24 protein-coding genes are annotated in these 23,629 nt (G+C 31.2%); 21 read left to right on the top strand and 3 right to left on the bottom strand.

Going from position 1 to position 23,629, the window contains the following annotated elements; translation table 11 throughout:
- Window positions 1-8: 8 nt before the first annotated feature.
- The 7 genes from B7R65_RS06660 to B7R65_RS06630 all read left to right on the top strand — a co-directional run bounded on the left by B7R65_RS06660 (window position 9) and on the right by B7R65_RS06630 (window position 8,263).
- Window positions 9-881: a TIGR03943 family putative permease subunit gene (locus tag B7R65_RS06660; RefSeq protein ID WP_088041993.1), complete on the top strand. Its 873-nt coding sequence runs from the start codon at window positions 9-11 to the stop codon at window positions 879-881.
- Window positions 882-1,079: 198 nt separating this feature from the next.
- The gene (locus B7R65_RS06655; RefSeq protein WP_088041992.1) at window positions 1,080-1,418 is read left to right on the top strand and encodes a hypothetical protein; all 339 of its coding nucleotides are present in this window, start codon (window positions 1,080-1,082) and stop codon (window positions 1,416-1,418) included.
- Between the two features lie 183 nt (window positions 1,419-1,601).
- Window positions 1,602-2,708 carry a stage II sporulation protein P gene (spoIIP, locus tag B7R65_RS06650; protein ID WP_256941194.1) on the top strand — a complete coding sequence of 369 codons (1,107 nt, stop codon included), beginning with the start codon at window positions 1,602-1,604 and terminating at the stop codon, window positions 2,706-2,708.
- Between the two features lie 200 nt (window positions 2,709-2,908).
- Window positions 2,909-4,678 (top strand): N-acetylmuramoyl-L-alanine amidase, encoded by a 1,770-nt coding sequence (locus tag B7R65_RS06645; protein ID WP_088041991.1) that lies wholly within the window; start codon window positions 2,909-2,911, stop codon window positions 4,676-4,678.
- A 90-nt stretch (window positions 4,679-4,768) separates the two neighbouring features.
- Complete coding sequence (locus B7R65_RS06640) at window positions 4,769-6,790, top strand: methyl-accepting chemotaxis protein (protein WP_088041990.1); 2,022 nt, start codon at window positions 4,769-4,771, stop codon at window positions 6,788-6,790.
- Window positions 6,791-6,959: 169 nt separating this feature from the next.
- A complete protein-coding gene (locus B7R65_RS06635) occupies window positions 6,960-7,343 on the top strand; it encodes a DUF3888 domain-containing protein (protein WP_088041989.1) in 384 nt (127 codons plus the stop codon).
- Between the two features lie 149 nt (window positions 7,344-7,492).
- A complete protein-coding gene (locus B7R65_RS06630; protein WP_088041988.1) occupies window positions 7,493-8,263 on the top strand; it encodes an oxalate:formate antiporter in 771 nt (256 codons plus the stop codon).
- 131 nt (window positions 8,264-8,394) lie between these two features.
- On the opposite strand, the gene B7R65_RS06625 is transcribed toward B7R65_RS06630, so the two are convergent.
- A complete protein-coding gene (locus tag B7R65_RS06625; RefSeq protein ID WP_088041987.1) occupies window positions 8,395-8,748 on the bottom strand; it encodes a permease in 354 nt (117 codons plus the stop codon).
- 179 nt (window positions 8,749-8,927) lie between these two features.
- Here B7R65_RS06625 and B7R65_RS06620 point away from each other — a divergent pair, with 179 nt between their 5' ends.
- From B7R65_RS06620 to B7R65_RS06610, 3 genes are all read left to right on the top strand, one after another.
- On the top strand, window positions 8,928-10,610 hold the full coding sequence (locus tag B7R65_RS06620) for a formate--tetrahydrofolate ligase (protein WP_088041986.1): 1,683 nt from the start codon (window positions 8,928-8,930) through the stop codon (window positions 10,608-10,610).
- An 80-nt stretch (window positions 10,611-10,690) separates the two neighbouring features.
- Window positions 10,691-11,218 carry a hypothetical protein gene (locus B7R65_RS06615; RefSeq protein WP_088041985.1) on the top strand — a complete coding sequence of 176 codons (528 nt, stop codon included), beginning with the start codon at window positions 10,691-10,693 and terminating at the stop codon, window positions 11,216-11,218.
- The gene (locus B7R65_RS06610) at window positions 11,219-12,430 is read left to right on the top strand and encodes a DEAD/DEAH box helicase (protein WP_088041984.1); all 1,212 of its coding nucleotides are present in this window, start codon (window positions 11,219-11,221) and stop codon (window positions 12,428-12,430) included.
- A 29-nt stretch (window positions 12,431-12,459) separates the two neighbouring features.
- Here B7R65_RS06610 and B7R65_RS06605 read toward each other — a convergent pair whose 3' ends face one another.
- Complete coding sequence (locus tag B7R65_RS06605) at window positions 12,460-13,404, bottom strand: MBL fold metallo-hydrolase (protein WP_256941193.1); 945 nt, start codon at window positions 13,402-13,404, stop codon at window positions 12,460-12,462.
- Window positions 13,405-13,575: 171 nt separating this feature from the next.
- Between B7R65_RS06605 and B7R65_RS06600 the strand changes: the two genes are divergently transcribed.
- From B7R65_RS06600 to B7R65_RS06550, 11 genes are all read left to right on the top strand, one after another.
- Entirely contained in the window at window positions 13,576-14,058 is a 483-nt protein-coding gene (locus tag B7R65_RS06600) for a glutathione peroxidase (protein WP_088041982.1), read from the top strand.
- Window positions 14,059-14,201: 143 nt separating this feature from the next.
- Window positions 14,202-14,849 (top strand): HD domain-containing protein, encoded by a 648-nt coding sequence (locus B7R65_RS06595; protein WP_088041981.1) that lies wholly within the window; start codon window positions 14,202-14,204, stop codon window positions 14,847-14,849.
- Complete coding sequence (locus B7R65_RS06590; RefSeq protein WP_088041980.1) at window positions 14,846-16,735, top strand: ABC-F family ATP-binding cassette domain-containing protein; 1,890 nt, start codon at window positions 14,846-14,848, stop codon at window positions 16,733-16,735. The genes B7R65_RS06595 and B7R65_RS06590 overlap by 4 nt, the downstream gene beginning before the upstream one ends.
- Before the next feature lie 166 nt (window positions 16,736-16,901).
- Window positions 16,902-17,291 carry a single-stranded DNA-binding protein gene (locus B7R65_RS06585; protein WP_179194797.1) on the top strand — a complete coding sequence of 130 codons (390 nt, stop codon included), beginning with the start codon at window positions 16,902-16,904 and terminating at the stop codon, window positions 17,289-17,291.
- Window positions 17,292-17,346: 55 nt separating this feature from the next.
- The gene (locus B7R65_RS06580) at window positions 17,347-18,504 is read left to right on the top strand and encodes a conserved virulence factor C family protein (protein ID WP_088041978.1); all 1,158 of its coding nucleotides are present in this window, start codon (window positions 17,347-17,349) and stop codon (window positions 18,502-18,504) included.
- Complete coding sequence (locus tag B7R65_RS06575) at window positions 18,501-18,929, top strand: BrxA/BrxB family bacilliredoxin (RefSeq protein WP_088041977.1); 429 nt, start codon at window positions 18,501-18,503, stop codon at window positions 18,927-18,929. The genes B7R65_RS06580 and B7R65_RS06575 overlap by 4 nt, the downstream gene beginning before the upstream one ends.
- 42 nt (window positions 18,930-18,971) lie before the next feature.
- Entirely contained in the window at window positions 18,972-19,745 is a 774-nt protein-coding gene (locus B7R65_RS06570) for a class I SAM-dependent methyltransferase (RefSeq protein WP_088041976.1), read from the top strand.
- An 89-nt stretch (window positions 19,746-19,834) separates the two neighbouring features.
- Window positions 19,835-20,629, top strand: coding sequence for a thymidylate synthase (locus tag B7R65_RS06565; protein ID WP_088041975.1), 795 nt, complete (start codon window positions 19,835-19,837; stop codon window positions 20,627-20,629).
- The gene (locus tag B7R65_RS06560; RefSeq protein WP_088041974.1) at window positions 20,626-21,114 is read left to right on the top strand and encodes a dihydrofolate reductase; all 489 of its coding nucleotides are present in this window, start codon (window positions 20,626-20,628) and stop codon (window positions 21,112-21,114) included. The genes B7R65_RS06565 and B7R65_RS06560 overlap by 4 nt, the downstream gene beginning before the upstream one ends.
- A 101-nt stretch (window positions 21,115-21,215) precedes the next feature.
- Window positions 21,216-21,872, top strand: coding sequence for an FMN-dependent NADH-azoreductase (locus tag B7R65_RS06555; protein WP_088041973.1), 657 nt, complete (start codon window positions 21,216-21,218; stop codon window positions 21,870-21,872).
- 147 nt (window positions 21,873-22,019) lie between these two features.
- Window positions 22,020-22,727 carry a lysophospholipid acyltransferase family protein gene (locus B7R65_RS06550; protein ID WP_088041972.1) on the top strand — a complete coding sequence of 236 codons (708 nt, stop codon included), beginning with the start codon at window positions 22,020-22,022 and terminating at the stop codon, window positions 22,725-22,727.
- Window positions 22,728-22,913: 186 nt separating this feature from the next.
- Here the strand turns inward: B7R65_RS06550 and trhA are convergent, their stop codons facing one another.
- A complete protein-coding gene (trhA, locus tag B7R65_RS06545; RefSeq protein ID WP_088041971.1) occupies window positions 22,914-23,540 on the bottom strand; it encodes a PAQR family membrane homeostasis protein TrhA in 627 nt (208 codons plus the stop codon).
- Between the last annotated feature and the right edge of the window lie 89 nt (window positions 23,541-23,629).

Genomic DNA, 23,629 nt, shown 5'->3' with positions numbered 1-23,629 from the left:
GAATCAGTATGGCTAGAGCATATGTATTATTAGGTTTTACTTTCTTTTTAATGCAAATGCATATAACGGGGAGTATCTCAAAATATATTAATATGAAATACTCTTATTTATCGTTAACAGCAGGTATTCTTTTTGCATTCTTGACACTTATTCAAGTAATTCACACATTAAGAACAAGTAGTAATGAAGATCACGATCATGACCACGATCATGACCACGACTGTAATCATACTTGCGATCATGGACATGTGCATAAAGAAGCAAAAGGGTTTAAAAAATTACTTAATGGGATAATTTTTATATTCCCATTATTTACAGGTATATTCTTACCGATAGCAAGTTTGGATTCAACTATTGTTGAGGCAAAAGGTTTCCATTTTCCGGTTTCTGAACCAAATAACCATGATCCGTTTATGGAAAGACAATATTTAAAACCTGATTTAAGTATTTACTATGGTCAAGAAGGATATCAAAAATTAATTGCACAAGAATCAAAAGAATATATAAATAAGAAAAGTATTAAGTTAAATGATGAAGATTTTTTAAAGGGTATGGAAGTATTATATGACGAACCTGGAAAGTATCTTGGAAAGCAATTAACGTTTAAAGGTTTTATCTATCATGAAAAAGGATTAAAAAATAATCAAACATTCTTATTCCGTTTTGGAATCATACACTGTGTAGCAGATTCAGGCGTGTATGGATTATTAGTTAATTTACCAGAAAATCAATCATTTAAAAATGATCAATGGATTGAGGCGACGGGTACGATTAAAGAAATGTACTATCAACCATTTAAAGTGAACATTCCATATATCGAAATAACGCAAACAAAAGAAATTGATCCACCAAGTAATCAATATGTCTATCGCAATAAATAAAACAGGCTAATAAGCCTGTTTTTTTGTTCTTTTTTATTTCAATTCGATTGAATTTTATGGAATTTCATTTACCGTAATAAAATTTTTATAGGTAGTTTAATAAAAACTTGTATATATCTAGGTATGTACACATTCACTCTCGGACACTTTTACGTATCTTAAGTATGTACAATAAAATAATTATAGAGGTGTTTTTATATGTGGGGATTTTGTGGATGTAATCGCAGACGCGAAGAGAGAAGAGAAGACAGAAGAGAAGTAAGAGATACAAGAGAATGGACTTCAGTTCGTAAATCTTGTAATAGCTGTCATGAGGATGACGGTAGAGTGTTCGGTGAAAGTATGAACAACGACATGAACGACAACATGAACGACAACATGAACACTCGCAATAGAGGCGGTGGATGCAGAAGAAACCGTAACAGCAATATGGTTTCACCTAGTTCTTCATTCTGTAACACTCAATTAGAGGCAGCAAGAAGTAGTTGTCATGCTAATCCGTTAACTAATTTCTCTGGTTGCGAAAGAAATATGTAATTAATTTATAAATCAAGGAATTATCCAAATTGCTTGAGAAAAGTTCATTATCTTTAAAGGTGTCCTAAAAAAAGACACCTTTTTTTGTTTGAAAAAATTTCTCTTCTATTTTATAGGGCTTGTACATAACTATGTATTAGAGGTGATTTAGTGAGACAATCAATCTATATAAAAATTTTTAATTTGAAACGAATTATGGCAAGTGTCTTTGTTGGCATTGTCTTATTATTTTTAGTAGCTAGTCTATTTGTGACTTCAATGAAAAATACGAAATCATATTATATCCATCAATGGTTTGAAAAAATGAGCTATGAAGGGTTTATTAAGGCTTTTGAGTATGAAAATGGACATTTTAAATTGGGAGACGAGTCATTTAAAAACGGACAACCTATCGGAAATATTTTATTTTCATTTATTACAAATATTAGGCTATATGATCCAAAGAGTTTACTTGTTCATGAAATTTCAAGCATGGCGAAATTTGAAAATAATATTTTAGTCGCAGGTGATGATACAGATTTTACAAACTTACCAATCGAGTCCAGTTTAACATTAGATGAAATTAATCAAGATCCAGATGTAAAAGAACCAACTAATGAACCGATTAATCCTTCAAAACCACCAGAACATACAACAAATGGTCGAAATGTATTTTATATTTATCATACACATAGTTGGGAATCTTTCTTGCCATTAATACCAGGTGCAAAAAATCCGAATCAAGCCTCTTCTCCAAAAGTAAATGTTAGTTTACTTGGTGAAAGATTACAGAAAAATCTTGAAGCGGATGGCATTGGTGCAGTTGATAATAAGACGAATATTGGTAATGAGCTAGTAAAGAGGAATTGGAATTGGGGATCCTCGTATAAAATGTCCAGGGTTATTGTCCAGGAAGCACTTGCTCAAGACAAAAATTTGAATTATTTAATAGATATTCACAGAGACGACCAAAGAAGAAAAGTAACAACGATCGATATAGATGGCAAAAAATATGCAAAACTTTATTTCGTTGTTGGAGTTGAAAATAAAAATTATAAAAAGAATCTGGAATTTGCAAAGGCAATAAACAATGAAATTAAAAAAGTAAATTCGGGTCTTACACGAGGAATTTATAGTAAAAATTATAAACAAGGAAATGGTGTTTATAACCAAGACTTATCACCTAATTCATTATTAATCGAAGTAGGTGGGGTAGATAATACTTTACCAGAACTTTATCGCACAATTGACCTACTTTCAGAAATACTAAGTAAATACTACTGGCAAGCAGAGAAAGTAAATGGTAATTAATTGGATAGTTTATTGTTAGTTTAAAGAAGAAGGGTGATTTTCTCTTCTTCTTTTTTGATTTTATATATAATAATTTAATTATGTAAACTAAATTCGCAGTATATATTTAATTTTAATAATATTCTTATATTAAACTTCCAAAATATGATTCTTTCTTATATGATAGAATCATACAGAATTTGACAAAAGGAGACAAATTATTGAAAGGAATAAAAGTACTGATTATTTTAGTATTATGTAATTTACTTTTCCAACATCCGTTTTCTGTCAACGCAGCAAGTCATCAATCGAAATCGATTGATGACGAGAAGAAGCAAATAAGTTATTTAAAAAAAGGGAATTTAATATCAAAAAATATAAATTTAGATGCAATGTTAACTAAAAAGGAGTTTTTTAGTTGGTTACAATTTTTGTCTTATGATGAAAATAAAAATTTGATTTCGAATCAGCCAACAGAAGATAAGAGATTAAAACAAAACATAAAAAATTTAAATCTACTTACTTTCTATGAGTACTGGGAAAAGACAAATAGTTTAAATAAGCAAATAAATTGTAAAGAAATGTTTTCGATATTATATAAACTCTTAGGATATGGAACTTTAGATGAAGTTCAAATCAATCAATTAAATGAAATTAAGAAATTGATTTCGAATGAAGAAGCAAATTATTTTAGCAAAAATACTCAACTAAATAGAAGAGTTGGTGCTGTACTTTTTGGCAGATTTATTAATCAATTTCAATCATCGTTAAATTACACAGCTAATCAAGAAATCACCTCAGACAAAACTTTATTTATTAATGAAGGACCTTCCTCAAAGTATAAACACATCATAGAAATCCCAAAGAAAATGCCATTTCAAATTATCGGAAAATTTGGAAATACTCACATCGGTTTATATAAAGGTAAGATAGGCTATTTATCAATGGATATTAGTAAATCGATGCCTGAACTTGAAAAAGTAACTTACGTTGTGAATGCAAATAAAGTAAATTTACGCCTTGGACCATCAAAAATGTTTCCAATCGTAAAAACTGTAAATATGAAAGATAAAATAATTGGTAGTCAATTTAATCCTGAATGGACTCAAATAGAGATTGATCATAAAAGAGCATTTATATCGAGCAAATATATAAAATCAACTATTTTAGTTCCGAATAATGGTCCGAATAAGAATGATGCAGAAAATTTAGTAAAAAAAGTCTATGTATTAGCCGATAAATTAAATGTAAGAGAAGAACAATCTATTACTTCTAGGAAAATTGGCACTGTTTACAAAGGTGAAACGCTAGAGGTAACGGCAAAATTTAGTAAATGGACTAAAATTAAAACGAAAAACATTGTTGGATTTGTAAGTAATGATTTTATTACTGAATCTTCAGAAGTAAATGTAAAGAATATCGTGATAGCGATTGATGCGGGGCATGGAGGAAAAGATTCAGGTACACATTTTAACCAGTTAAATGAAAAAGATATTACATTGGAAACAGCATTAGATGTAAAGCAATCATTTAATCATTCAAATGTACAGGTTGTACTTACAAGGGAATCAGATGTATTTTTGGACCTTGGAGAACGGGTTAAGATAGCCCAATCAAATGATGCGTTATTATTTGTCAGTATTCATGTGAATTCAGGTAGTGGTGAAAATGGTGGTGGATCGGAAACTTATTATTATGGTTCAAAAGGGAAAAACCCTTATATCTCTCAAAGCCGATTATTAGCCACATCGATTCAATCAGAAATGGTTAATGCTTGGCACCTAGCAGATCGAGGTATTCAACATGGTAATTTTCAAGTAATAAGAGATAATACAATGCCAGCTGTATTAACAGAGTTAGGCTTTATTGATTCAAAAAAGGATCAATTTTATTTATCCTCAAGTCAACAAATTACGATTATTGCCAGTGCTATCCATGAAGGGATTACAAATTACCTCCAATCACAAGGGTATAAAATAATTGAGAAATAGAGATTTCAATGTTTTCTTAAACAATTATCAATAAAAATTTTACACAAAATTTTTTGAATATTAAATATATAAATAAAGGGGTTTTATGGTATGATTCGCTTGAAAAATATTCGAATTAGTGGCAAATATGGAATAGTAACAATTGGTACAATTTCAATATTTGTTGTTTCATCAGCACTAACTTTTGGTTTATTAAACTCTATACATAATGAATATAAAAATGCTAATCAAATAAACCAACAAGCACTTATGGCTGAAAAACTATCATCTACTTTTTACAAAAAATATGTAGCATTATCTGCCTATGCAACATTTCAAGATCAAGCTTCTTTAGATAGTTACAGATCAATTGATAAATCATTTTTAAAATCCATCGATACTGCTAACAAAACAATGGATAATAAAGAGATAAAAAAATCACTTGGCGATGTAATGGACTATAATAATTTAATGAATGATATCTTGGAGAAAAAGATCGTACCAGCAATTTCAGAAAGAAATGATTCTTACGTTAAATTATTAGTACAACAAGCATACGGTACTCAAAAATATATCGATGGTATTTCTAGTAAAATCATCAAAATTTTAGGTGAGAAAAATAGTAAAGTAGATAATAAAGTCGAAGGCGCAATTGGTACTGTAAAAACTGTTTTAATTTTAGCAGTTTTAATTAGTGCGTTAATTTCTAGCCTTGCACTATATATTACGAATCGCTTAATCAATGGAAAGATGAATAAGGTTTTACATTCTCTTAATGAAATATCAAAAGGTAATTTAAGTGTAGAAAATGAAGTCTATGATGGTAAAGATGAAATTGCAGTACTTTCTAACTCTACAAATAAAGTAAAAGAAAATCTATTACGTATTGTGAGACAAATGAACAGCGTTTCTACAGAAATGAATGGACGTAGTAATGAGTTAACTCAATCCGCATCAGATGTTCAAAAAGCGTCTCAACAAATTGCAGCTACAATGCAAGAATTAGCAGCAGGCTCAGGCATTCAAGCTGACTCTTCAAATCAAATGGCTGAAATGATGAGCGACTTCAATGATAAGATGGCAGTTGCAGGACAAGCCGGAGAAATGCTTAAGGGCGTTTCAAATGAGGTTCAAGATCGTACAAATCTAGGTTATAAACAAATGAATGAATCATTAGAGCAAATGACAATTATTCATGATGTTGTAAAAGGTTCAGTTGAAAATGTGGAACAACTTGTTTCCCATGCAAAATCGATTTCAAAAGTAATCAAAGTAATTCGTGACATTGCAGACCAAACGAATCTGTTAGCACTTAATGCTTCGATTGAAGCTGCTCGTGCAGGTGAAGCAGGAAGAGGATTTGCAGTTGTTGCAGATGAAGTTCGTAGATTAGCAGAAGGCGTTAAACTTTCAGTACAAGATATTACTTCAATCGTTCAAACAATCCAAACTGAAGCAAGTACTATGGCAACATCACTTAATGCTGGTTATAAGGAAGTAGAAAAAGGTACTCAATCAATCGAAGCTACTGGTGAAACATTTAATGGTATCAATACAAGAGTTGAGAGCATGAACCTTGAGATTCAGGAAATTGCATCTACATTATTTACAATGCAAGATGGTAGTATGGAATTAATGAAGTTCATCGAGCAAGTAGCAGCAGTAACAGAAGAAAGTGTAGCAGGTGTTCAACAAACTGCAGCTTCTGTAGAAGAACAAAGTGCTACAATGGATGATGTTGCTTCAAGTGCTGGAATTCTAACTCAATTATCTGGTCAACTGGATCAAGTAATTAATCAGTTTATTATTGATGATTCACGAAAAGATGTACATGTAGAATTAGTGTCTGAAAATGAATTAAACAATAGTCAAAACACTTTTGTCCAAGAAGATATAAAGAATGAGCAAATGATTGTTGCGATTGAAACTGAAGAGGAAGAAATTCAAATAGAAGGAGAAAACACAGAATTAATCGAGACTGTGGATCTTCAATTAAATGATGAGCATGAAGAAGAATCATTTGATCATCAAACTAGTGAAAATGATGAAATTGAGTTAAATGACAACGAAGCAAATATAGAAAATGAGTTAACTCAAGAAAACCAAGAAGAATCACCTAAAACAAATAGTTAATTTCTGAAACTGATTAATGATTAGCGAAACTGCTATCCATTAATCAGTTTTTTTCTTTTAAAAAAAAGAGCCGTTCATTCTTATAAGAAACTCCAAATAACATATCCTACTAGAAATTGTAAAGAATAGTAAGAAGGAAATTAATCAATATGTAAAAGGAGGGAACGAAATGAAAAAAGGATTAATCATCCTAATGGTTTTGAGTATGTTGATTATTTCAAAACCTACTTATGCATTAACCGTACAAAATGAAGTTCTAGAAGATGCAGTATTATCAATTTTATTTCCAAGAATAAATAGTGAATTATTTAAAATGTTCGGGCCAGGGGAGAAGTATAATTGTGCAGCAATTACAAACTTAAAAAAGAAATATAATGGGACATATGTGTTTGGAGCTACGATCCAATTAGTAGCCTATAAGCCTCAGCAACCGCCACCTTATACGTTAGTTAAATTTAATTTTACAAATGATGATGGTGAATGGAATATAAGATCTATTACAAAAGTACCAATACGAACTCAAACTACATCTATTTGTAGACCACCAGTTTAAACAAATGCCTGAGAAATGATGGTTTTCGAATCAAATTAGCAAATTTTAGAATTTTTTGTAGGTAAAAAGATTCGAAAATAGTATTTTAGATGATAATTTTAAGGGAATATATGATATGATTAAGAAAAAAATTAAAGGTGGCATTATCGTTGGCAGGGATTGATTCAGTAAAGGAGATTATCTATATATATGGTGATAACCATAATCATTGCTTTATCACTTCAGGAATAAATTATAAAGAATTTGTACAAGGGCTGCCTTTTCCACTTCAGAATATTCTTTTATTGAAACATGATAGAGAATGGTCAGATTTTAATTTAAACTCTTCTTTTTTCTATGTTGAAAAAGAATATATCAATCAATTTATTCTTGAACAAAGTGAACATGATGAACTTTGTTGGATCGATTTTGAAGAACTAGCAGACTTAGATGAACTTGAGCCAAAAGAAATTGCAGAATTATTATATCTTGCACATAAAAAAGAGCCATTGATGAAACCTTTTATACCGAGATTAAATAATTCCTTTGCTTATCTAACAATTAGCGATGGAATGTATCAAAAGGTTTATTATAAACGTATTAATGACTTTATTTTTATGTTATGTAATGTCATTTCTCAAAAAATAACGCATCTTCAAAGAAGAAGTTTAAATATTTTCCAACGTTCAAAAGCGATAAATCCAATTAATATTAAGCTGATGTTAACACTTTATCCGTTAATGGAAGATGGATTAATTATTGATATTAGTGATAGAAATGAAAATAGAAAAGTAATTGAAATCCCAATTTTTCGTGTGGATTTTTATTCGGGTGTAGATGAAGTTTTAGAAAATGTAGAAGAATATAAAGATCGAACAAATCACTTTGCGAATTTAACTTATTCGAAAAAAGATGATGAGTGGAGTGTTATTGAAGTTTAAAAGAGGATTCTTAATGAATCCTCTTTTTTGTTATTCAAAAATTGTTGTTTTGATAATTTATTTATAAAATTTTAATCGGAGCGGAAACTAAAACTCCTATTAAAAAACAACAATAGAATGAACAGACTTCTTTATAGAATTGCACTTAATACAAATAATAAATTGTAGAATATTGAAACGATGACTGAAAATAAACCAAATCCAATTGATGTATAACCTAAAGTGGAGTGACCTTTTGTCACTGTATAAATACCAAGCACAATTCCGATTAGACCGAATACTACAGGCATTAAGAACAATGAAAATAGGGAAAAAAATAGAGCTACATAACCTAGTACTAATCTGGAGATGTATGAATTTGATTTCGAATCTGTATAATAAATATCCCTTGTTGGATAAAATTCAGCACCATATTCTTCTTCATGGTCGTTTGACAATTTATGGTTATGATGTTTATGATGTTGTTTCTTTTTGTGACGATACATAATTCCACTCCCTTCTCTCATGCCTTATGTTTAGTATGCGACTTACTGCTACTTTGATAAGTAGAAAGTATTACTAATTTCACAAGTAAATGCTGATATATAAGGGTTCTAAGCGAATGAAAAAAATGTAAAATCATGTTATAATTTGGTTACTTAAGATTTGTAATGGAGATGATTTAATGAGTAATCATGTAAAGTCAGATTTAGAAATTGCATTTGAATCTAAAATGAAAAAAATAACAAATATTGCTGAGGAATTGGATCTGTTTGAAGATGATGTGGAAAATTATGGGCACTATAAAGCAAAATTATCTTTAACAGTTCTTGAGCGATTAAAAGATAATGAAGATGGAAAATTAATATTAGTTACATCTATTAACCCAACACCAGCGGGAGAAGGAAAGTCGACAGTTACTGTTGGACTTGCACAAGCATTTCATAAAATTGGTAAAAAAGCGATTGTTGCTTTAAGGGAACCATCATTAGGCCCGACAATGGGAGTAAAAGGTGGAGCTACTGGAGGAGGTTATTCTCAAGTACTTCCAATGGATGATATTAATTTACATTTTAATGGTGATATTCACGCAATTACAACAACAAATAATGCATTAGCTGCATTTATCGATAATCATATTCAACAAGGTAATGAACTCGAAATTGATGTTAGAAGAATTACATGGAAACGTGTAGTTGATTTAAATGATCGTGCGTTACGAAAAATAATTATTGGATTAGGAGGACCTACTGAAGGTGTTCCTAGAGAAGATGGTTTTGATATTACTGTTGCTTCAGAAATTATGGCAGTACTATGTTTGGCGTCTTCAATAAAAGATTTGAAGGAAAGATTAAAACGCATTGTTGTTGCTTATACTATACATAAAAAACCAGTAACAGTAGGTGATTTAGGTGTTCATGGAGCACTTACACTATTATTAAAAGATGCGATAAAACCAAATCTTGTTCAAACAATTGAACACACACCAGCAATTATTCATGGAGGTCCTTTTGCGAATATAGCTCATGGATGTAATAGCGTAATAGCAACTAAAATGGCTTTAAAATTAGGGGATTACGTTGTTACAGAAGCGGGGTTTGGTGCAGATTTAGGTGCAGAGAAATTCTTAAACATTAAAACAAGAGCATTAGGTGTTACACCAGATGCAGTCGTAATTGTTGCGACGATTAGAGCGCTGAAAATGCATGGTGGTGTAAATAAAAATGAACTTACATTTGAGAATGTTTCTGCAATGAAAGATGGAATTTGTAATTTAGAAAAGCATGTTGATACAATACGAAAATTTAATGTTCCAGTTATCGTGGCAATCAATAAATTCATTACAGATACAGATGATGAAATTAGGTATCTAAAACAATGGGGACAAATGAACGGAATAGAAGTTGTATTAACAGAAGTTTGGGAACATGGTGGAACTGGAGGAGTCCCTTTAGCAGAAACCCTTGTTAACTCATTAAATAAACAGAAACAACCATTCCATTATTTATATGATTTATCTGATTCAATCGATGAAAGGATCCGTAAGATTGCACGGGAAGTATATGGTGCAGTCGATGTGAACTTTTCAAATAAAGCAAAAAAACAAATTACTGAATTTAAAGAAAATGGTTGGGATAACTTGCCAATTTGTATGGCGAAAACTCAATATTCGTTATCAGATCAACCTCAGCTTTTAGGAAGACCTACTGGTTTTACGCTAGAAATTAGAGAATTAAAAGCATCAATTGGGGCTGGTTTTATTGTAGCATTAACCGGCAATGTCTTAACGATGCCAGGATTACCTAAAAAACCTGCAGCTTTAAATATGGATGTAGATGAATTTGGACAAGCGCAAGGTTTATTTTAATTAGAAATTTTGTAATGAGGTAGAGGATACCAAACTTTAATTGGTTATCCTCTTTCGTTTGTAGTGGAGGTGTTGTTAATATGTTTGATCCTACAGCTTTCGATAATATGAAGGTGATCACAGAGGGAATTATTTATGATAAAGATTTAGATGGAGAATTTGAAATCATTGATCGGAATGATCTAGTAAATCTTTCCAAAATGAGTCGTGAGTTTTCGTTACAATTCAAAAAAATAAATACAAATCAAATAAATTCTATTTGTAAAATTACTCTTTCAACGACCGCTAGAGATTTGTATTCAGAATTGCTAAAAGGAGATTCAAATGTTGGATGTACAGTCGAGATAGCGTATTTTTTTCCAAAGGAATTAAAAATTGAAGTTCTTAAACGAAGTCTTCTTCTATTAAATAGTCATACAAGGCAAGAATTCTCAGTAATTCGTAACATTAAACAAGGAATTATTGATAAAAATACTATAGAAACATCGGTGATTTTTTATTTCACTGAAAAAATTACGGAAGATGATTTTGATAAATTAGAAGAATTAATACATATTTCGGAAATAATGTTACAATGGTACGATGAGCAACTATTAAAGGAGATTTAAATGGAACTATTTCAATTATCAGAACAAACAGTATTAAAAATAAAAGAAAATAATATTTCGAAATGGACAGAAGTCCAAGAGCAAACGATTCCTGCAATTTTTGAGGGATACGATGTAGTAGTACAGTCACCTACTGGTACTGGAAAAACTCTTGCATACGTATTGCCTTTAATTCAATTAATTGATGAAAAAGAGGAAAGTCCACAAGTAATCATTATGGCACCGACAAGAGAACTTGTTATGCAAATTTTCCAAGTCGTTCAAGACTATACTCAAAATACAAATATAAAAGTAGCATCAATTGTTGGTGGAGCTGATGTTAAGCGTCAAATCGAAAAATTGAAACAAAAGCCGAAAATAATTGTAGGATCACCAGGTCGAATTTCACAGCTAATTAAGCTTAAAAAACTTAAAATGCATGGCGTAAAGAAAATGGTATTCGACGAAGTAGATGAATTAATTAAGACAGATGATCAAAAAGATTTACCTCAAATTGTAAAGACGACAATGAAAGATCGTCAGTTATTATTTTTCTCAGCGACGATTACTCCTCAAGCAATGCAATTTGCAAAAGATCAAAGTAGTAATTTAAAGGAAATTACAATCAATCAAAGCTTAGAAGGTAATATCATTCATGGCTTCATCCCATGTGATGAACGTGATAAATTAGAATTACTAAGACGAATCGGTTCGATTGATCATATGAAAGCAATTGTATTTAGTAATGAACCTTTTAAATTAGAAGGATTTGCTTCTAAGTTAAATTTCAGAGGAATACGTACAGCGGTATTACATTCGAAACTTGGTAAAATGGAACGAAGCAAAGTGCTAAAGGAATTACAATCTGGTAAAATAAAACTCTTATTTTCAACAGACGTAGCAGCAAGAGGAATTGATTTACAAGATTTGCCTTATGTAGTTACGCTTGACGTACCTGAGAAAGTAGAACAGTACACTCATCGAAGTGGACGTGTTGGAAGAATGGGGAATCAAGGTACGGTAATTAACTTAGTGACGCCTCGTGAACAAAAACATTTATTCACACTTAGAGGTACTCAAAAGTTATTTTTTGAACAACTAACGGTATCACACGGTGAAATTCAAAAGAATGTAGTGAAAGAAAAACCAGTAAAAGAAACAAATGAAAAAAGAAATAGTGTTAATCCAACTCAAGGTAAAACGAAAAAGTTTTCAAAGCCTAAACAAAAATAAGAAAAAACTTCAGCATTGTGCTGAAGTTTTTATTTTTTATCAAGTGCTAGGATTAAACCCATTGATGACACTTCGATATCTAAAGTGATTAATTGAAAAACAGAATGATTTTCTTGAATGTTTTTTTCGAGAAGGTCTTGTTTGATTTCTTGGAATAAAATTTCACTAAGTTTTTTACTCTTCTCATTGAATGATAATTGAGCATACTCATTTATTACTTTATTTGCGATTTCAATAAATAGATCCAATTTTGAAGTTAAAGAATTATATACTACCTGAGTTTGATCCGTTAAACCATAATGTCCAAAGCAAATTGCGTCAGGATTAAATTCTTTAATTTTTTCTAGTGAATTTAAAGTTAATTGTTTAGAGAATTGATTTGGTGATGTTGATGGTAAAATATACGTTCCAATTTCTTTTTTCAATTGAGGATAGTAAATTCCTAATGTATCACCTGTATAGATGTATTTGCTATTTGAGTCAAATATTGAAATATGATGATTAGCATGCCCAGGTGTAAATAAGAAGGTCAGCTTATGATTTTCGCCAATAAGTAGCTCCTCGCCGTCAAACACTTCATGAATTCGATTAGCGTTAACAGGTAATATAGGATCAAATAATCGATCAAAATCCTCACCATAAACTTGTTTTGCACTCGCGATTAACTTTGCTGGATTAGACAAATGAGGTGCACCTTTAGGATGGACGAATAGAGTTGCATTAGGACATTTCTCCATTAATAATCCGGCACCACCAGAGTGGTCTAAATGAATATGAGTTACGATAATATTTTTAATGCTCTCTAAAGGAATGTTTAATTCGCTTAGTCCTTTTAACAAATAGTCGTGGGAAGGACTTGCACTTGTTTCAATAATTGTTAAATCATTTGCAAGTATGACATAACTTCCAGTTCGTTTTTCCATCGATAAATCATATAAATCAATTAAATATGTACCGAAACCGATATTTTCCATCATTTTACCTCCATTTTATTATTTAAATGGTGTAGAAAATTAGTATGTACATTAACTATAGATTAATTTAAATCATGTTTGAAGTTTTTTTTCATTAATCGTTCTTAGAAATAGACATTTTGATGGAAAATAATTACTATAAAGGTAAATGGTATGGAGGAGGAATAGATTGTGAGTATTTATGATTTTCAAGTAAAAGGTAGTAAAGGTGAAGAGATACCTCTTTCAAATTTTAAAGATAAAGTTATTGTTGTCGTAAACACAGCAAGTGCATGTGGTTATACACCTCAATATAAGGATTTACAGGCTATATATGAAGAATTTAAAGAACAAGGTTTAGTCGTTCTTGGTTTCCCTTGCAACCAATTTATGAACCAAGAACCAGGTTCAAATGAGGAAATTCAAAGTTTTTGTGAATTAAACTTTGGTGTAACTTTCCCTATCTTTGGAAAAATCGATGTAAATGGAGAAAACGCAGATCCGTTATATAAGTACTTACGTGAAAAAGCGCCAGGAATAATGGGATTAAAATCAATAAAATGGAATTTTACTAAATTCATAATTGATAAAAAAGGTAATGTAATTGAGCGCTTTGCACCTCAAACGAACCCTCAAGAAATGAGATCAACAATTGAGAAATTGTTAAAAGCATAAGAAAAAATTAAACCTTCACATTTATTTTGTGAAGGTTATTTTTATATAGAATAAAATTAGTTACCACGATATCTTCTAATCAATGATTTAGCTAAAAGAAAAATGGTATAATATCACTAGTCTATTTCTTGGAGGGACTTTGAATGAATCACAAACAAATCATTATACAAATCGAAAAATATGTTCAAGATCTTCATAGTGGAGATAGCAGTGGCCATGACTGGTTTCATATAAATCGGGTTAGAAATTTAGCCGTACATATTGCTCGAAAAGAGAACGCAAATGAATTTATAGTAGAGTGTGCAGCATTAGTACACGATGTTATTGATGATAAATTACATACCGATCTATCAGAACAAAAAAGACAATTAGTAGAATTATTAATGAATCTATTTGAAGATAAAAATCAAGTAGAAGAAATAATCTATATAGTAGAAAACATCTCATTTAAAGGTGGAAATGGCATTATTCCAACTTCATTAGAAGGAAAGATCGTACAAGATGCAGATCGATTAGATGCCATCGGTGCAATCGGGGTAGCAAGGACATTTGCATACGGTGGCAAAAAAGATAGAAGTATGTTTAATCCTAATTTTCAAATCAGAGAAAACATGACAATGGAGGAATATAGAAGTGATCAGAGTTCATCACTACATCACTTTTATGAAAAAATATTAAAATTAAAAGATTTAATGAATACAAGAACAGCTTTAGCAATGGCAGAAGAAAGACATGAGTATGTAGAGGGATTCATAAACCAATTTATGAAAGAGTGGAATTTTACAGAATGAAGATCTTAAGTGTAGAAAGTTTAATGAAAACTTATGGAGAAAAAACATTATTTAACGAAATTTCATTTACCGTAAGTGAAGGGCAAAAAATCGGATTATTAGGAATTAACGGGACAGGTAAGTCAAGTTTATTAAAAATTATTTCAGGTGCAGAATCGGCTGATGAAGGTAAAATTATTACTCCAAAAGATTATATTATAAGCTATCTTCCACAACATGAAGATTTTATAAAAAATCAAACGATACTTGAAGCAGTTTTTGAAAGCGAAGACAAGGTGATGGAGCTAGTAAAGACTTATGAAAAAACACTTCAGTCATTACAAAAAGATCCTTCAAATCAAGCATTACAAAATGAATTAATGAAGCTGCAATCCGAAATGGATACAAAAAATGCTTGGGATTTAGAAGCAAATGCAAAAACAATTCTATCAAAGTTAGGATTAAATGACTTGAATTTAGATGTTACGCTTCTATCAGGTGGACAGAAAAAGAGAGTTGCTTTAGCTAAAGCATTAATTCATCCAAGTGATTTACTAATTTTAGATGAGCCAACCAACCATTTAGACTACGAGTGTATCGTATTTTTACAAGAATACATAAAGAGATTACAAAATGCTGTTTTATTCGTTACACATGATCGCTATTTCTTAGATGAAGTAACAACTGCTTTGTTGGAACTTTCAAATGGGAATATTTATCGCTACGAAGGAAATTATCAATATTATATTGAACAAAGAGCAGCAAGGGAAGAACAAGATGCTGCAACAAATGAAAAAAGAAATAATTTATTTAGAAGAGAACTAGCCTGGATGCGAAGAGGTGCAAAAGCTCGAACTACCAAACAAAAAGCAAGAATTCAGCGATTTGAGGATTTGTCTACTAAAATTGGAAATCAGGAACAAAGTGAATTAGAAATGAATTTCCAACAAACGCGTTTAGGTAAGAAGGTAGTTGAATTTATCAACGTAAGTAAATCATTTAATGATAAAAATCTATTAGATAATTTTAATATGCTCCTACTACAAAATGATCGAATTGGTATCATCGGTGAAAATGGGGCTGGTAAAACCACTTTACTAAAAATGCTCGTAGGTGAAGAAGTAGTGGATAATGGACAGATTGACATAGGTCAAACTGTTAAAGTGGCTTACTACACTCAAATACAAGAAAATATCAATCCAACTATGAGAATGATTGATTATATTAAAGAAGAAGCAGAGGTAATCCATACGCCTGATGGAAAAACAATATCAGCTTCTCAAATGCTTGAGACATTTTTGTTTCCAACACATTCACATGGCGTTCAAGTAGGAAAACTTTCTGGCGGTGAGAGAAGAAGACTATATTTATTAAGGTTATTAATGACTGCTCCAAATGTTTTATTACTAGATGAACCAACAAATGATTTAGATATCGATACGTTAACAGTTTTAGAAGACTATATCGAAAATTTTAGTGGTGTAGTAGTAACTGTATCCCATGACCGTTATTTCTTAGATAAAGTAACAAATAAGTTATTAATCTTTGAAGGTGAAGGGAAGATTTCTTCTACTTTAGAAAGTTATACAGATTATTTAGAACGTAAATCTATTGAAAAAAAGGAAATGATAGTAGAGAAAACGGTAGCCGAAAAACCTGTACAGCAAAAAGACCAAAAGAAAAAACGATTATCATATCAGGAGCAAAAGGAATGGGAAAGCATAGAATCTGATATCGAGAAGATTGAAAATACGATTGAACAACTAAATGAAAAATTATTAGCAGTAGGATCAAATTTTGAAGAAGCGTTTAAATTATCTAAAGAGATCGAAGAAAATGAAGCTTTATTAGAATCAAAGATGGAACGTTGGTCAATATTAAGTGATTTAGTAGAAAGCTTAAAATAAAACTTATAAATTTATTTTTCAATGTTTATTAAACCTTTATTACTTAATTCTTTGTATTTGAAAATGGTATTTTAAAGAATTAATTTCAATTAAAATACTTTTTTTCATTTTTTACTCAAATATCTATTCAGTGTATTGTAGTAAAAAAACAGAGGAGATGGTCATAATGGTTAATAATGTCGTTCTTGTAGGAAGATTAACAAAGGATCCAATTTTACAAACTACTTCAAATGGAAAGAAAACTACTTTTATTAATATCGCAACAAACGTGTATTCTGAACATCTAAAGAAAACAGTAACTAATTATGTATCAATACGATTATGGAGTAATAAGGCAGAATATGCAGTTTCAAGAGCGAAAAAAGGAATGGAAATTTCAATTGAAGGAATAGTAAAGACTTCGAGTTATATGAATGACCAAGAGAAGCAAATTTATGTAACTGAGATCGTAGCAGAGCGATTTCATCTTTTCACTACTCGATCTGAAGAGACAACTCAAAATGTAAACAAATCAAAGCCTTCAGAGTTTGAACAATTTGTGAAGGCGTTACAATAGTGAGATGTTCCTCTTTTTGATAAAATAACATTAATGACAAGAAGAGGAGATAGCGATGAAAATAAAATCAATCGAACCAACACCAAGTCCGAATACAATGAAGGTTTTATTAGATGAGGAGCTTCCAACTGGAAGTAGAAATCATTATTCAATTGATAATATTGATAAAGCTCCTTTGAAAATTAAAGAAATTTTAGCAATAGAAGGAATTAAGAGTGTATATCATGTATCTGATTTCTTAGCCATTGATCGAAAATCGAATGCGAATTGGCAAGCTATTCTACTTCAAGTACGAAATGTATTTGGGGAAGATGTAAATGAATCAGAAATTGAAGAATCGACTATTGATAAGCATTTCGGTGAGGTTCAAGTATTTGTTCAAATGTATCATAATATTCCTATGCAATTAAAATTAATCGTAAATGGAGAAGAGCAGAGAGCGGCTTTACCTCCATATTATAAAGAAGCAATTATGAAACTGACTTCAGCAGCTTCAAATGTTGTTTTTGAAAGACAATGGATAGACTTTGGAATTCGTTATGGCGAATTGAGTACGATTGAAAAAGAGATTATTGATGAATTAACAGCCACTCATACAGAAAATGATATTCAGAATATCGTAAATCAAGTCATTACTAGCGATTCGTCAATGAGTGAAAAACACGAAACGCCAAAGTATGAGCAGTTTACAGCAGATATTTTTGAAGAAACTGATTGGAAAAAAAGGTATGCTCGATTTGTGAAAATTGATCCAACAATTGGAGACTTACCATTGTTAAAAATAGCTTTAAAAGATGAGCATGTTTCAATAAGAAGGTTAGCAACTGCCTATTTAGGTATGTTAAAATCTAAATTAGTACTACCTTATTTATATGAAGCTTTAAAAGATAAAGCTGTTGGGGTAAGGAGAATTGCTGGGGATTGTATTTCTGATTTAGGATATGAAGATGCGATGCCAGTAATGATTGATGCGCTAAAAGACCCAAGTAAATTAGTTAGATGGCGTGCTGCAATGTTTTTATTTGAGCTTGGTGACGAAAGTGCTATACCGGCACTTAAGGAAGCTCTTGATGACCCTGAATTTGAGGTGAAGTTACAAATTCAACTTGCACTACATCGAATTGAAAATGGGGAAGAAGCTTTAGGCTCTGTTTGGAAACAAATGACTGAGCGAATGAAAATAGAAAATGATAAAGGGGATTTAAACGAATGAATGCATACGATGAGTATATGAAAGGTATTGTAAAACCGATGAGAGAAGAATTAACTTCAAATGGTTTTACGGAATTAACAACTGGAGTAGAAGTAGATTCATTTATGAATGATTTAAATGATACAGCATTTTTTGTCATTAACTCAGTGTGTGGATGTGCAGCTGGTTTAGCTAGACCATCTGCTGTTCAAGCAATTGTAGAGGCAGATAATAAACCTGTACACACGATGACTGTATTTGCAGGACAAGATAAAGAAGCAACAGCTACATTAAGAGAGTATTTAGCTGAGTTCCCACCTTCTTCACCTTCAATGGCAGTTTTTAAAGGGAAAGAAGTTGTTGGTTTTATACCAAGAGAACAAATCGAGGGATCAACTCCTGAGGATATTAAAGCTAGAATACAGTCGATATTTAACCAAATGTAAAAAGAGGAAATCTCCTCTTTTTTTCTTAATTTAAGGAGACATATGATTGTTACAACATGCTTAAGACCAAATGACGAATTAACAAAAAAAGCTAAAAAAATCGCATCCGATTTAGCCAGTAAGGAAATAAAAAGAAATGAATATAGTTTAGACGAACTATATAATAAGTGGAAAGAACCCATTCTTGTAGTAGGTAAACAAAGGATCGAATGGTATGAACACGGACATTCACTCCCATATTTTTTTCATCCTAACTCATCGGTGTTTCGTATCCGAAGACTCAAAAATGGAGATCATGATCCGTTTTGCGAAGCATGTTTATTAACAAGTGGAGATGAACTACTTGATTGTACACTTGGAATGGCATCGGATAGTATAGTAGCAAGTTATGTTGTAGGTGAACATGGACGAGTTGTCGGACTAGAGAAAAACAACATAATAGCTTATCTCACCGAGCATGGCTTGCATACAAATAAGCAAAATATAATTGACTGGGAACAGATTACAAAAAGAATAATAGTTGAAAATAGTGATTACAAAGAATATCTTTACAAATTAGAAGATAATTCTTTTGATATTGTCTATTTTGACCCAATGTTTGAACGGAATATTGAGAGCTCGAATGGTATAGCAGGCTTAAAAAATTTAGCATCATTTAGTGATCTGTCATTCGAAGCAATGAATGAAGCAATTAGAGTAGCAAGAAAAAGAGTCGTTTTAAAAGATCATTTTAAGAGTGATCGATTTGAAAAATATGGCTTTAAGCAGTTAATTCGAAAGTCAGCTGAGTTTCATTTTGGATATATTGAGAAATAGTAAAGAAGAATCTTGTGATTTTTCTGTCCATACATATAAAATATTATTTGATTTAATCAAAAGTGAGTTATTTTATTTAGGAGGTCAATATGAAGCAATATTTAGAGTTATGTAGATACGTATTGGATAATGGGATGACTAAAACAGATCGAACAGGTACAGGAACGATCAGTACGTTTGGTTATCAAATGCGCTTTAACCTCCAAGAAGGATTTCCATTAGTAACTACAAAAAAAGTTCACCTAAAATCAATTATTCATGAATTAATATGGTTTTTAAAAGGTGATACGAATATTCGTTACTTACAAGATAATGGTGTTAGAATTTGGAACGAGTGGGCAGATGAAAATGGAGAATTAGGACCAGTTTACGGCCATCAATGGAGATCATGGCAAGCAGGTGATGGATCGACAATTGATCAAATTTCTGAAGTAATTGAACAAATTAAGACAAATCCTGATTCAAGAAGATTAATTGTGTCGGCATGGAATGTTGGAGAAATTGATAAAATGGCACTTGCACCTTGTCATTGTTTTTTCCAATTTTATGTAAACGATGGTAAACTTTCATGTCAATTGTATCAACGTTCAGCTGATATATTCCTTGGTGTACCTTTTAACATTGCTTCATATGCACTTTTAACAATGATGATTGCTCAAGTTTGTGATTTAGAGTTAGGGGATTTTGTACATACATTTGGAGATGCACATATCTATACAAATCATCTTGAACAAATCAATTTGCAATTAACAAGGGAACCAAAAAAATTGCCGGAAATGAAGATTAATCCGAACATCAAAAATATTTTTGACTTTTCAATTGAAGACTTTTCATTAGAAGACTATGATTCGCATCCTGCTATCAAGGGAGTAGTAAGTGTATGATCGCAGCTATTTTAGCAATGTCAGAAAATAATGTAATTGGCTTAAATAATAAAATGCCATGGCATCTACCTCAGGAACTCGCTTATTTTAAAAAGATAACGACTGGTCATACAGTGATCATGGGTAGAAAGACATTTGAATCAATTGGTAGGCCACTTCCTAATCGTGAGAATATAGTTGTTACAAGGCAACCTGATTATAAAGCAGAGGGAGTAGCTGTAATAAATGATATAGAGAGTTATATCAAGGAAAATTTAAGTAAAGATTTGTTTATTATCGGCGGAGAAGAAATATTTAAACTTTCATTTCCTTACCTAGACACTCTTTATATAACAGAAATTCAACATAATTTTGAAGGAGATACATTTTTTCCAACATTTAATAAAGATGAATGGAAAGTAAAATCTTGTTCAGAAGAACAATTTGATGAAAATTCAAAAATTAAATTTAAATATTTTATTTACGAAAAACAATTGACATCTTGAATTAAAGATATTATTATGAATTTAAGGGATTAAAATATCCCTTTATTTTTGGGAATATATCTCGAATTAAAGATAATTAAAACTGAGAGGACGAAATAACTATGACAAAATTACTTTATATTACTGCAAATCCAAATGCGACTGAAAATTCATTTGGTCTATCTGTAGGGGAAGCATTTATTAATGAGTACAAACAAGTAAATCCTACACATGAAGTTGTACACTTTGATCTTTTTAAAGAAAATGTTCCAATGATAGACGGAAATGTACTTGAGGCTTGGGGAAAATTAGCTAATGGTACATCTTTTGAAGAGTTAAGTGCAGACCAACAAGCAACATTAGCAGCAATGGGTAGCAACTTAGAAATTTTCTCAAAAGCTGATGAGTATGTATTTGTAACACCTTTATGGAACTTCGGTTTTCCAGCAGTTGTTAAAAACTTCATTGATAATGTAACTGTAGCTGGTCAAACATTCAGATATACTGAAAATGGTCCAGTAGGATTACTTGAAAATAAAAAAGCATTACACATTCAAGCTAGTGGCGGGGTGTATTCTGAAGGACCAGGTACTGCAGTTGATTTCAGCAGCCCATTCTTAAGAAATGCATTAAACTTCATTGGTGTTAAAGAAGTAACTACATTACATGTAGAAGGTATGGCAGCTATGCCGGATAAAGCAGCTGATATTAAAGCAGCAGCAATTGAAAAAGCTAAAGTATTAGCAAAAGATTTTAGTGGAATTAAAGTTTCGAACTAAAGATAAATGAATTGAAGGGATCGGCTTACTTAAGTCGATCTTTTTTTTATGAAATAATAAGTGAAATTTGCTATAAATGATAAATGCTTTTCAAGTGTAAGTGCATTTTGTATAATAAGTAACATACTCAATTATCGGAGGACTAATATGTTTCGCACAGTATTTGCTGCAACACGCATTGTAATTGGTGTAATTGAAGCAAAGCTTAAATTATCATCAGTTAAAAAATTACCTAAAGATTTACCTGTACATGAAAGAGATCGATTGATGCATGTTTTTCCTGATTACTTCGGAAATATGATGATTGGCTGTACTGGAAGTAAAGTGTCAGTTGAAGGTTTAGAAAATATTCCAAAAGACCAATCTGTCTTGTTTGTAAGTAATCATCAAAGTAATTTTGATATTCCATTATTATTAGGATATTTGAAAAAACCAATCGGATTTATAGCAAAAATGGAAATTACAAAGTTACCTATTGTACCTGATTGGATGGAACAAATGCACTGTGTATTTATGGATAGAAGTGATCGTAGACAATCTCTAAAAGCAATTAAAGATGGTGTTGAAAAACTACAAAATGGTCATTCTCTAGTTATTTTCCCTGAAGGCACGAGAAGTAAAACTAGCCAAGTTGGTGAATTTAAATCAGGAAGTTTTCACTTAGCTACAAAGTCAGGTGTACCTGTCATTCCAGTGCGAATCGAAGGGACATACAATATATTAGAGGCTAATGGGAATCGAATTAAACCTGCAAATGTTACACTAAAAGTATTCCCACCTGTTTATCCAGAAAAAATTGGAATAACAGATGCAAAAGAATTATCAAACTATATAAAAGAAATAATTGAAGCATAAGAAAAGAAAGCGCGATTTTATAATGAGCGCTTTCTTTTTTATTTGACTCTTTTCTAAGTGATTTGTGTTTTTTTTAATGTTTAAAAAACTGTAAATAAAGAATATGATGAACAGATTTGCGAGACTCCAGGAGGGAAAATCAACGAAATACTTTTTTAATAACAACAACGTTTACGAAAGCTGCGTTCAATTTACGAATTTAAAGACACAAATATACATAGAGGCACTACCAAGTAATACAAATAAATGCCATATCGCATGGCTATAAGGTAGTTTTTTCGCTAAGAAGAAGATTGTACCAACGGAATATAGTAAACCTCCTAATAATAGATAGAAAAATCCATTCTCCGTTAATCCAAAATAAATAGGTTTAATGGCGAATATCATTAACCAACCCATTATCAAATAGACAATTGTTGAAAAAACTTCAAAACGATTAATGAATTTAAATTTAAATACGATACCTAAAATGGCTAACGTCCAAATTATCACAAATAAAGTCCAACCAATTGAACCTCTTAACGTGACAAGTAGAAAAGGTGTGTATGTTCCTGCAATCAACAAATAAATAGCCGAATGGTCTAAAATTGTAAAAAGCTTGATGACTTTAGGATGACGAACACTGTGAAGTAAAGTTGAACAAATATATAGTAGAAGCATCGTTGCCCCAAATGTAGTAAATGAAATAATATGCCATGTGGACCCATATTTAAAGGCTTTTGTAATTAAATAAAAAAGTGCAGGTATACTTAAAATAGCACCTATACCGTGGGTGATTGCATTAGCTATTTCTTCCTTCATTGCTCTACTCATAAACAATGCCTCCTAAACAATTAACTTTTAAATCTGTTTTAGACATATGAGTATTATTAACAATTACAGGGATTTCATTTTAAATTGAG

It is taken from the genome of Bacillus sp. EAC (genome assembly GCF_002156875.1).
Classification (GTDB): Bacteria; Bacillota; Bacilli; order Bacillales; family Bacillaceae_G; genus Gottfriedia.
This window is presented reverse-complemented; position numbering and strand designations above follow the sequence as displayed.

Coding starts and splice junctions, on each gene's coding strand:
- B7R65_RS06615 (WP_088041985.1), top strand. CDS start 10,691: ATGTTTGATCCTACAGCTTTCGATAATATGAAGGTGATCACAGAGGGA.
- B7R65_RS06640 (WP_088041990.1), top strand. CDS start 4,769: ATGATTCGCTTGAAAAATATTCGAATTAGTGGCAAATATGGAATAGTA.
- B7R65_RS06625 (WP_088041987.1), bottom strand. CDS start 8,748: ATGTATCGTCACAAAAAGAAACAACATCATAAACATCATAACCATAAA.
- B7R65_RS06620 (WP_088041986.1), top strand. CDS start 8,928: ATGAGTAATCATGTAAAGTCAGATTTAGAAATTGCATTTGAATCTAAA.
- B7R65_RS06585 (WP_179194797.1), top strand. CDS start 16,902: ATGGTTAATAATGTCGTTCTTGTAGGAAGATTAACAAAGGATCCAATT.
- B7R65_RS06605 (WP_256941193.1), bottom strand. CDS start 13,404: ATGGAAAATATCGGTTTCGGTACATATTTAATTGATTTATATGATTTA.
- B7R65_RS06570 (WP_088041976.1), top strand. CDS start 18,972: ATGATTGTTACAACATGCTTAAGACCAAATGACGAATTAACAAAAAAA.
- B7R65_RS06550 (WP_088041972.1), top strand. CDS start 22,020: ATGTTTCGCACAGTATTTGCTGCAACACGCATTGTAATTGGTGTAATT.
- B7R65_RS06560 (WP_088041974.1), top strand. CDS start 20,626: ATGATCGCAGCTATTTTAGCAATGTCAGAAAATAATGTAATTGGCTTA.
- B7R65_RS06555 (WP_088041973.1), top strand. CDS start 21,216: ATGACAAAATTACTTTATATTACTGCAAATCCAAATGCGACTGAAAAT.
- B7R65_RS06635 (WP_088041989.1), top strand. CDS start 6,960: ATGAAAAAAGGATTAATCATCCTAATGGTTTTGAGTATGTTGATTATT.
- B7R65_RS06590 (WP_088041980.1), top strand. CDS start 14,846: ATGAAGATCTTAAGTGTAGAAAGTTTAATGAAAACTTATGGAGAAAAA.
- B7R65_RS06565 (WP_088041975.1), top strand. CDS start 19,835: ATGAAGCAATATTTAGAGTTATGTAGATACGTATTGGATAATGGGATG.
- trhA (WP_088041971.1), bottom strand. CDS start 23,540: ATGAGTAGAGCAATGAAGGAAGAAATAGCTAATGCAATCACCCACGGT.
- B7R65_RS06655 (WP_088041992.1), top strand. CDS start 1,080: ATGTGGGGATTTTGTGGATGTAATCGCAGACGCGAAGAGAGAAGAGAA.
- B7R65_RS06660 (WP_088041993.1), top strand. CDS start 9: ATGGCTAGAGCATATGTATTATTAGGTTTTACTTTCTTTTTAATGCAA.
- B7R65_RS06580 (WP_088041978.1), top strand. CDS start 17,347: ATGAAAATAAAATCAATCGAACCAACACCAAGTCCGAATACAATGAAG.
- B7R65_RS06575 (WP_088041977.1), top strand. CDS start 18,501: ATGAATGCATACGATGAGTATATGAAAGGTATTGTAAAACCGATGAGA.
- B7R65_RS06595 (WP_088041981.1), top strand. CDS start 14,202: ATGAATCACAAACAAATCATTATACAAATCGAAAAATATGTTCAAGAT.
- B7R65_RS06610 (WP_088041984.1), top strand. CDS start 11,219: ATGGAACTATTTCAATTATCAGAACAAACAGTATTAAAAATAAAAGAA.